Below are 7,455 nucleotides of genomic sequence, written 5' to 3' on the forward strand. Positions count from 1 at the left end.
TTGAGTTTGATATGAAAGTAGCCGCGTGGACTGCGATCGACCGGGGGGTGGTGGGGGGGGGAGTAGGATGTGGATAGGAGGCATGTTCGAGATCAAGCGGGTCATCGTCGGCCAGGACCGGCTGGTCGAGCGGATGCTCGTGGGGCTGCTGGCCCGGGGGCACGTGCTCCTCGAGGGCGTCCCCGGCGTCGCGAAGACCCTCGCCGTGGAGACCCTCGCGACCGTCGTCGGCGGGAAGTTCTCCCGGCTGCAGTTCACCCCGGACCTGGTGCCGGCGGACATCATCGGCACCCGGATCTACAAGTCCGGCCAGGACACCTTCGCCACCGAGCTGGGGCCGGTGTTCGCCAACTTCCTGCTCGCCGACGAGATCAACCGCGCGCCGGCCAAGGTGCAGTCGGCGCTGCTGGAGGTCATGGCCGAGCGGCAGGTGTCCATCGGCGGGGTCACCCACCCGCTGCCCGACCCCTTCCTGGTGCTGGCCACCCAGAACCCGATCGAGAACGAGGGCGTCTACCCGCTCCCGGAGGCCCAGCGCGACCGCTTCCTGCTCAAGGTGCTCGTCGACTACCCGAGCCCGGAGGAGGAGCGCGAGATCATCTACCGGATGGGGTCGACCCCGCCGGAGGCGCAGCCGGTGCTGGGGCCCGAGGACGTGCGCCGACTGCAGCGCACCGCCTCGGAGGTGTTCGTGCACCACGCGTTGGTCGACTACGTCGTCCGGCTGGTGGTGGCGACCCGGGCGCCGCACGAGCACGGGATGCCCGACGTCGCCAGCTGGGTCTCCTACGGCGCCAGCCCGCGCGCCTCGCTGGGCCTGATCGCCTCCAGCCGGGCGCTGGCGCTGATCCGCGGCCGCGACTACGTGCTGCCCCAGGACGTGCTCGACGTGACCGGTGACGTGCTGCGGCACCGCCTGGTGCTCTCCTACGACGCGCTGGCCGACGGCGTGCCGGCCGACCACATCGTCAAGCGGGTGGTGCAGAGCGTGCCGCTGCCGCAGGTCACCCCGCGGCAGCGCGCCGCCGGCTACGGGCCCGGTTCCCCCGGCGGTCCGTCGGTGCCCGGCTTCGGCGGCCCGTCGTTCGGCCCGCCGCAGGGCAGCCCGAACGGTGCACCGCAGGGCAGCCCGAACGGTGCCCCGCAGGGCGGCGGTCGTCCCGACGGCGGCTTCGGCCCGCAGTCGGTGTGACCGGCCCGGACGACACCGGCCGGGCGGCGGGCAACGGCGCGCCGCCGCACTTCGGCCCCGGCAGCAACTCGGCGGTGTTGCTGCGCCGGCTGGAGCTCACCGTCCGCCACCGGCTGGACGGGCTGCTGCAGGGCGACCACCTCGGGCTGGTGCCCGGCTCGGGCAGCGAGGCCGGTGACTCCCGGACCTACCACCCCGGGGACGACGTCCGCCGGATGGACTGGCCGGTGACCGCGCGCACCCAGGTGCCGCACGTCCGGGAGACCATCGCCGACCGCGAGCTGGAGACCTGGGTCGTCCTCGACCTGTCCGCCAGCCTGGACTTCGGCACCGCCGCGTGCGAGAAGCGGGACCTGGCGATCGCCGGGCTCGCGGCGGTGAGCCACCTGACCGTGCACGGCGGCAACCGGCTGGGTGCCGTCGTCACCACCGGCGAGCGGGTCGACAGGTACCCCGCCAGCCCCGGCCGGCTGGCCGCCGACCGGCTGCTGCGCGCCGTCGTCGCGACCCCACGGGCCGGCGCCGGCCGGCGCGGTGACCTGGCCGAGGCGCTGGAGTCGCTGCGTCGCCCGCCGCGGCGCCGCGGGCTGGTGGTGGTGATCTCGGACTTCCTCGGTTCGGATGCGCAGGGCACCGCCGACTGGGAGCGTCCGCTGCGAGGGCTGTCGGCGCGGCACGACCTGCTGGCCATCGAGGTGGTCGACCCGCGGGAGCTGGAGCTGGCCGACGTGGGGCTGCTGACCGTCGTCGACCCGGAGACCGGCCAGACGCTTGAGGTGCCCACCGGGAACGCGGAGGTCCGCCGCCGCTTCGCCGAGGGCGCCGCCGCGCAGCGCCGCGAGATCGCCGCCGCCCTGCGCCGGGCCGGTGCCGGGCACCTGAGACTGCAGACCGACCGCGACTGGCTGGCCGACGTCGTCCGCTACGTCGCCGACCGCCGGCGCGCCGGCAGCGGAGGGGCCTCCCGATGACCTTCCAGTCCCCGTGGTGGCTGGCCGCGCTGCTGGCGGTGGTGGCCGTCGTCGGCCTTTACGTGGTGCTGCAGCGGCGCCGGGCCAAGTACGCCGCCCGGTTCACGAACGTGGCGTTGCTCGGTTCGCTGGTGCCGAAGCGGGCGGGCTGGCGGCGGCACGTCGCGTTCGGGCTCGTCGCCCTGGGGCTCGCGGCGCTGGTCACCTCGCTGGCGCAGCCGAGCACCGAGGTCCGGGTGCCCCGGGAACGCGCCACCGTGATCATGGCCGTCGACGTCTCGCTGTCGATGCGGGCGACCGACGTCGAGCCCGACCGCTTCCAGGCCATGCAGCTGGCGGCCGAGGAGTTCGTCGAGGTGCTGCCGGAGCGGATCAACCTGGGCCTGGTCGCCTTCGCCGGGACGGCGGCCACCCTCGTCACGCCGACCACGGACCGGGACCAGGTGCTCACGGCCATCGACAACCTGGAGCTGGCCGAGGCGACGGCGATCGGGGACGCGATCTTCACCTCGCTCACCGCCATCACCAACTACCAGGCGACGCTGGCCTCGGAGGGCATGGAGGCGCCGCCGGCCCGGATCGTGCTGCTGTCCGACGGGTACAGCACCGTGGGGCGGGAGGCGACGCAGGCGATCGACGCGGCGAACGCCGCATCGGTGCCGGTCTCCACGATCGCGTTCGGCACCGACTACGGCACGCTGGACATCAACGGCGAGCGGGTGCCGGTGCCGGTGGACCGGGCCACGCTGGAGCAGATCGCCGAGGAGACCGACGGCAGCTACAGCGAGGCGGCCAGCGCCGAGGAGCTGTCGGAGGTGTTCGAGGACCTGGGCAGCCAGATCGGCTACACCACCGAGCCGCAGGACATCAGCCCGTGGTTCGTCCGCGGCGGCCTGCTGTTCGCGTTCCTCGGCGTGGTCGCGTCCCTGCTCTGGACGAACCGGCTGCTGTAGGTCCCTCCCCGGGTGCGCCCGGGGAGGGACCGGTGCTCAGCGGGTCGGGTCGAGGACGAGCTTGCCGGTGGTGCGGCGGGCGAGCAGGTCCTGGTGGGCCTCGCGGACGGCGGTCAGCGGGTAGCGGCCGCCGGCGACCGGCTTCAGGCTGCCGTCGGCGACCGTCGACAGCAGGTCGGTCATCGCGGCGTCCATCATCTCCGGCCGGGTCATGCAGTGCGCCAGCCAGAAGCCGACGACGGCCCGGCTGGTGCCCATCAGCGCGGGGACGGCGACCGTGGCGGGGGCCTCACGCCCGGCCATGCCGTAGGCGACCAGCCGGCCGAAGGGTGCCAGCGCCGACAGCGACCCGTCGAACACGTTGCCGCCGGTCATCTCCAGCACGATGTCGACGCGCCTGCCGCCGTTGGCCTCGCGGAGTGCGGCGGTGAAGGCCTTCGGGTCGTCGTTCGCCAGCGCCGGGTCGACGGTGGCGTCGGCACCGAGGGACTCGGCGAGCTCCCGCTTCTCCGGGCTGGAGGCGGTGGCGATGACCCGGCCGGCGCCCCAGCGCTTCGCCAGCTGGATCGCCAGGCTGCCGACCCCGCCCGCGCCGGCGATGACGACGACGGACTCGCCCTCGGCCAGGTGCGCGGAGGTGCGCAGCAGGTGCCAGGCGGTGGCGCCCTGCAGGACGACGGCGAGCGCCTGCTCGTCGGTCACGCCGTCGGGCACCGGCCAGGTCAGCCGCGGGTGCGCGGCGACCTTCTCCGCGTAGCCGCCGCCGGGCAGCAGGCCCACCACGCGCTGGCCGCCACCGGCCGGGGTGCCGACGAACTCGGCGCCCGGGATCAGCGGCAACTGCTGCTTGGCGAGGTAGCTGTCCTCGGTCTGGTGGGTGTCGGCGAAGTTCACGCCGGCCGAGGAGATGTCGAACAGCTGCTCGCCGTCTCCAGGGGTGGGGTCGGGCAGGTCGACGATGTCCATGACCTCGGGGCCACCGAAGCGGGTGATCTGTACGGCTCGCATGATCCGAGGCTAGGTGTTCGGGCGGGGCAGGACTGCACCGCGGGTAGCGGTCTCATGAAGAGCAGCGCGGTCCACGCCCCTGGGTCAGTCAACTGAACGCGGGGCAGTCCCGGGCGACCTTCACGCCGAGTCCGTTGCCGTCATCGGTAGCGCCCGGAGAAGGCCCCACCCTGAGCACCGGCTCGAATTGCACGTCGTGCGCGGTGAGGATGAAGTCCATGGCGACCTTTGCGACGAGCCCGATGAGCAGCCTGGTGGACGTCCCTGTCCGTTACGACCTGGCCGCGAGCACCTCACCAGCGCTGCGCGTCGGAGATCTGGTCGATCCTGACGCGCTGGCGGATCTGACGCTCGGGTACGGCAGCTCCCCCGGCGACGCGGAGTTGCGGGCGCTGATCGGTGCGGGAGCCGGCGTGGAGGCCGAACAGGTGCTGCTGACCGTGGGGGCGATCGAGGCGATGTTCCTGCTCGCTCAGGATCGGCTCGGGCCGGGCGATGCGGTGACGCTGGCGAGCCCCTGCTTCCCACCGGCCCGGAGCATCCCCGAGGGGCTGGGAGCGCGCGTGGATGTCGTGGCGATGCGCTTCGGCGACGGCTACCGACTCCCGATCGATGAGGTTGCAGACGCACTCACACCGAAGACCCGACTGGTGTCGGTCGCCTCACCCCAGAATCCGTCCGGTATCCGGTTGACCGAGGGGGAGCTGCGCGGGCTGCTGACCGCCGTCGAAGAGCGTGCACCCGGAGCCGTCGTCCTGGTCGACGAGACCTATCGCCATTCCACCTACGGGAACGCGCCGGTGCCCGCGTCGGCGGCTGCCCTGTCACCCCGCGTGGTGACGTGCGGGTCGCTGTCCAAGGCGCACGGCGCGCCGGGCCTCCGGCTGGGCTGGCTGACGACGACCGATGCCGACCTCTACGAGCGGTTGCGCAACGCCAAGCACCTGACGACGATCGCCTGCTCGGCACCCGCTGAGTTCCTCGCCGTTCAGCTGCTGCGCCGTAGCAGGGAGGTGCTCGCTCCACGGGCGGCACTGCTGCAGCGTGCACTCACCGAGCTGCAGCAGTGGGTGCGCGATCAGCCCCTGGAGTTCGTCCGCCCTGACGGGGGAGCGCTGTGCTGCCTGCGACTTCCCCGCGACCGAGTGCCCGACGCTGCCGTGCCCGACTTCTACTCGCGGCTCGCGGAGAACGACGCTCGAGTCGCCCCCGGCTCCTGGTTCGGCGACGAGGACCGGGTCTTCCGCCTCGGATTCGGCCACCTACCACCGACCGAGTTCACCGAGGCGCTCGCCCGGCTCGCCGACGCGCTCCCTCGGGACCGCGGAAAGAGCTCCTGAGACAGGTTCCTCCACTGCGACGTTCGGACTGCTGCGTGCCCGGTGCGTTGCCCCCACCTCGTGCGAGGTCGGCTGTCTGCAGCCGGCTCGGTCGACGAGACACGGCCTCGCCCCCAACCGCCTCGCCCCTTCAGTCGGCGAAGGTGACGGCCTCCAGCCGACGGCGGTCGACCTGGGTGGTGAAGACGTCGGCCCGGCTGTAGTGGCCGGTCGGGTCGAAGTTCTGCCGCTCCTCGGCCACCCGGCGCAGGTCGAGGTCCGCAACGACGAGCCTCTCCTCGCCGGCGACCGGCTCGACGAGCCATCGTCCGTCCGGTCCTGCGATGGCGGAGCCGCCGCGGCAGTAGTCCGTGACGCCGGCTTCTTGCAGTTCACCGTAGAGCGGGAAGTCCGTCGGGACGTCGGACAGGGAGATCAGACCGTTGGCCGCGAGGGAGAAGACGCGACCCTCGAGCGCGATGAAGCGGGCGATGTCGGCGGTGTTGCGAGGGTTACCCGGCCAGACGCTGACGTGCAGCTCCTCACCCTGCGCGTAGAGCGCGTGCCGGGCCTGCGGCATCCAGTTCTCCCAGCAGTTCAGGCCACCGACGCGGGTGCCCGCGTACCGGTGCACGCGTAGGCCGTGGCCGTCGCCGGTGCCCCAGACGAGGCGCTCCTCGTGTGTCGGCATGAGCTTGCGGTGCGCGCTGACCACGCCGGCCTGCGGGTCGATCGCGACCAGGGTGCAGAACACCGTCCCACGGGCGGAGCCGGTCGCCCGCTCGGTCGTGCCCAGGTACACGAAGACGCCGAGGTCGCGGGCCGCTTCGGTGATCTGGCGGAGCTCCTGCCCGTCCATCTCCACCGCGGCCTCGAGGTATGCCGCATACGCGCGCTTCTGCGCAGGATCGTCGAAGCGGGCGCCGCCCGTCAGCTCGACCCAGAACGGATACCCGGACAGGAACGTCTCAGGAAAGGCAAGGAGTTCGACGTCCTGCGCTGCGGCGTCCGCCAGCCACGCGAGGATCTTCTTCGTCGTGGCCGTCGGGTCCAGCCAGCAGGATCGGGCTTGGGCAGCAGCGACACGCATGGGACGACGTTACGGTGCGGGACCTCACGTCGGCGATCTCCAGTGGTCAGCCGCGACCGCGACGGTGGTTTCCCGGCTCATCCGCCATGCACAGAAGGCTCCTGACAGCGCGCCGCGTCGACCAGGAAGTGGTGGTTGCGAGTGGCGTCCACCTTGGTGGACGCCACTGCCAAGGGTGAGCAGTCGAACTTCCAGCCCACTCCCCACCTTGTCGTGCCGGGCGGAGGGTGCAGTCAGGTCAGTTGGACGACAGCCGGTGGTGGGTGTCGGCGAAGTTGACGCCGCTGGAGGAGATGTCGAAGAGCTGTTCGCCGTTTCCAGGGGTGGGGTCGGGGAGGTCGACGACGTCCATGACCTCGGGGCCGCCGAAACGGGTGATCTGCACAGCTCGCATCTCCGCAGGCTGGCCAGACGGCACGTGGCGGTGCGCGCGGGCGACGACCATGTCGACGAACTCGTCGTCGATCGCGGCGCCCGTGCCGGTCAGGTACGACCACATCTCCTTGCCGAGGTCGGCGAAGCCGGTGGTCTCGTGGGCCCACGATGTCGCGGGAGCCGAACCGGTGACGCTCCGTCGCCGACGGCCGGAGTGCCGCGCGCGCTCACCTGGGGGTGCGATCGACAGGCCGCTCACGCCGGTCAACCAGCGCATCCGCCGCTGGGCGAGCGGGTTAACCGACGCGAAACACCAGAGGCTGAACGGCGAAACGACCCGCTCCTAGCTTCAGCCCGACCCCATGCCGGGACGGCACCCCCACCCCGCCGAGGGTGTGGCTGAGATACGGAGCACCTCATGACCTTCCGCCACCGCACCGTGCGCACCGGAGCACTGCTGACCGCCGCCGCCCTCGTTCTCACCGCATGCGGGTCCGACGACGGCGAGTCCGCAGCCGCCAGCGGCGGGGAGGGTGACCTCGGCGAC

Annotated in this window: 8 protein-coding genes; 4 read left to right on the top strand and 4 right to left on the bottom strand. The window is 72.3% G+C overall.

Annotated elements, in window-relative coordinates; translation table 11 throughout:
• Positions 1-67 precede the first annotated feature (67 nt).
• From G5C62_RS24070 to G5C62_RS24080, 3 genes are read left to right on the top strand one after another with little or no spacing between them, the layout of a single operon-like run.
• Positions 68-1,192: a MoxR family ATPase gene (locus tag G5C62_RS24070; RefSeq protein ID WP_164702999.1), complete on the top strand. Its 1,125-nt coding sequence runs from the start codon at positions 68-70 to the stop codon at positions 1,190-1,192.
• The gene (locus G5C62_RS24075; RefSeq protein WP_164703000.1) at positions 1,189-2,163 is read left to right on the top strand and encodes a DUF58 domain-containing protein; all 975 of its coding nucleotides are present in this window, start codon (positions 1,189-1,191) and stop codon (positions 2,161-2,163) included. The genes G5C62_RS24070 and G5C62_RS24075 overlap by 4 nt, the downstream gene beginning before the upstream one ends.
• Entirely contained in the window at positions 2,160-3,116 is a 957-nt protein-coding gene (locus tag G5C62_RS24080) for a VWA domain-containing protein (protein WP_164703001.1), read from the top strand. Before G5C62_RS24075 ends, G5C62_RS24080 begins: the two co-directional genes overlap by 4 nt.
• A gap of 36 nt (positions 3,117-3,152) precedes the next feature.
• On the opposite strand, the gene G5C62_RS24085 is transcribed toward G5C62_RS24080, so the two are convergent.
• Together G5C62_RS24085 and G5C62_RS28795 are read right to left on the bottom strand one after the other, a co-directional pair.
• The gene (locus G5C62_RS24085; protein WP_164703002.1) at positions 3,153-4,124 is read right to left on the bottom strand and encodes an NADPH:quinone oxidoreductase family protein; all 972 of its coding nucleotides are present in this window, start codon (positions 4,122-4,124) and stop codon (positions 3,153-3,155) included.
• An 88-nt stretch (positions 4,125-4,212) separates the two neighbouring features.
• On the bottom strand, positions 4,213-4,344 hold the full coding sequence (locus tag G5C62_RS28795; protein ID WP_277424820.1) for a hypothetical protein: 132 nt from the start codon (positions 4,342-4,344) through the stop codon (positions 4,213-4,215).
• 22 nt (positions 4,345-4,366) lie between these two features.
• On the opposite strand from G5C62_RS28795, the gene G5C62_RS24090 reads away from it, so the two are divergent.
• Positions 4,367-5,464 (top strand): pyridoxal phosphate-dependent aminotransferase, encoded by a 1,098-nt coding sequence (locus tag G5C62_RS24090; protein ID WP_164703003.1) that lies wholly within the window; start codon positions 4,367-4,369, stop codon positions 5,462-5,464.
• A 130-nt stretch (positions 5,465-5,594) separates the two neighbouring features.
• On the opposite strand, the gene G5C62_RS24095 is transcribed toward G5C62_RS24090, so the two are convergent.
• A complete protein-coding gene (locus tag G5C62_RS24095) occupies positions 5,595-6,533 on the bottom strand; it encodes a carbon-nitrogen hydrolase family protein (protein WP_164703004.1) in 939 nt (312 codons plus the stop codon).
• Positions 6,534-6,771: 238 nt separating this feature from the next.
• On the bottom strand, positions 6,772-7,176 hold the full coding sequence (locus G5C62_RS28360) for a hypothetical protein (RefSeq protein WP_241176104.1): 405 nt from the start codon (positions 7,174-7,176) through the stop codon (positions 6,772-6,774).
• Between the last annotated feature and the right edge of the window lie 279 nt (positions 7,177-7,455).

The organism is Modestobacter sp. KNN46-3 (assembly GCF_011039295.1).

Coding starts and splice junctions, on each gene's coding strand:
- G5C62_RS24070 (WP_164702999.1), top strand. CDS start 68: ATGTGGATAGGAGGCATGTTCGAGATCAAGCGGGTCATCGTCGGCCAG.
- G5C62_RS24080 (WP_164703001.1), top strand. CDS start 2,160: ATGACCTTCCAGTCCCCGTGGTGGCTGGCCGCGCTGCTGGCGGTGGTG.
- G5C62_RS24085 (WP_164703002.1), bottom strand. CDS start 4,124: ATGCGAGCCGTACAGATCACCCGCTTCGGTGGCCCCGAGGTCATGGAC.
- G5C62_RS28795 (WP_277424820.1), bottom strand. CDS start 4,344: ATGGACTTCATCCTCACCGCGCACGACGTGCAATTCGAGCCGGTGCTC.
- G5C62_RS24090 (WP_164703003.1), top strand. CDS start 4,367: ATGAGCAGCCTGGTGGACGTCCCTGTCCGTTACGACCTGGCCGCGAGC.
- G5C62_RS24095 (WP_164703004.1), bottom strand. CDS start 6,533: ATGCGTGTCGCTGCTGCCCAAGCCCGATCCTGCTGGCTGGACCCGACG.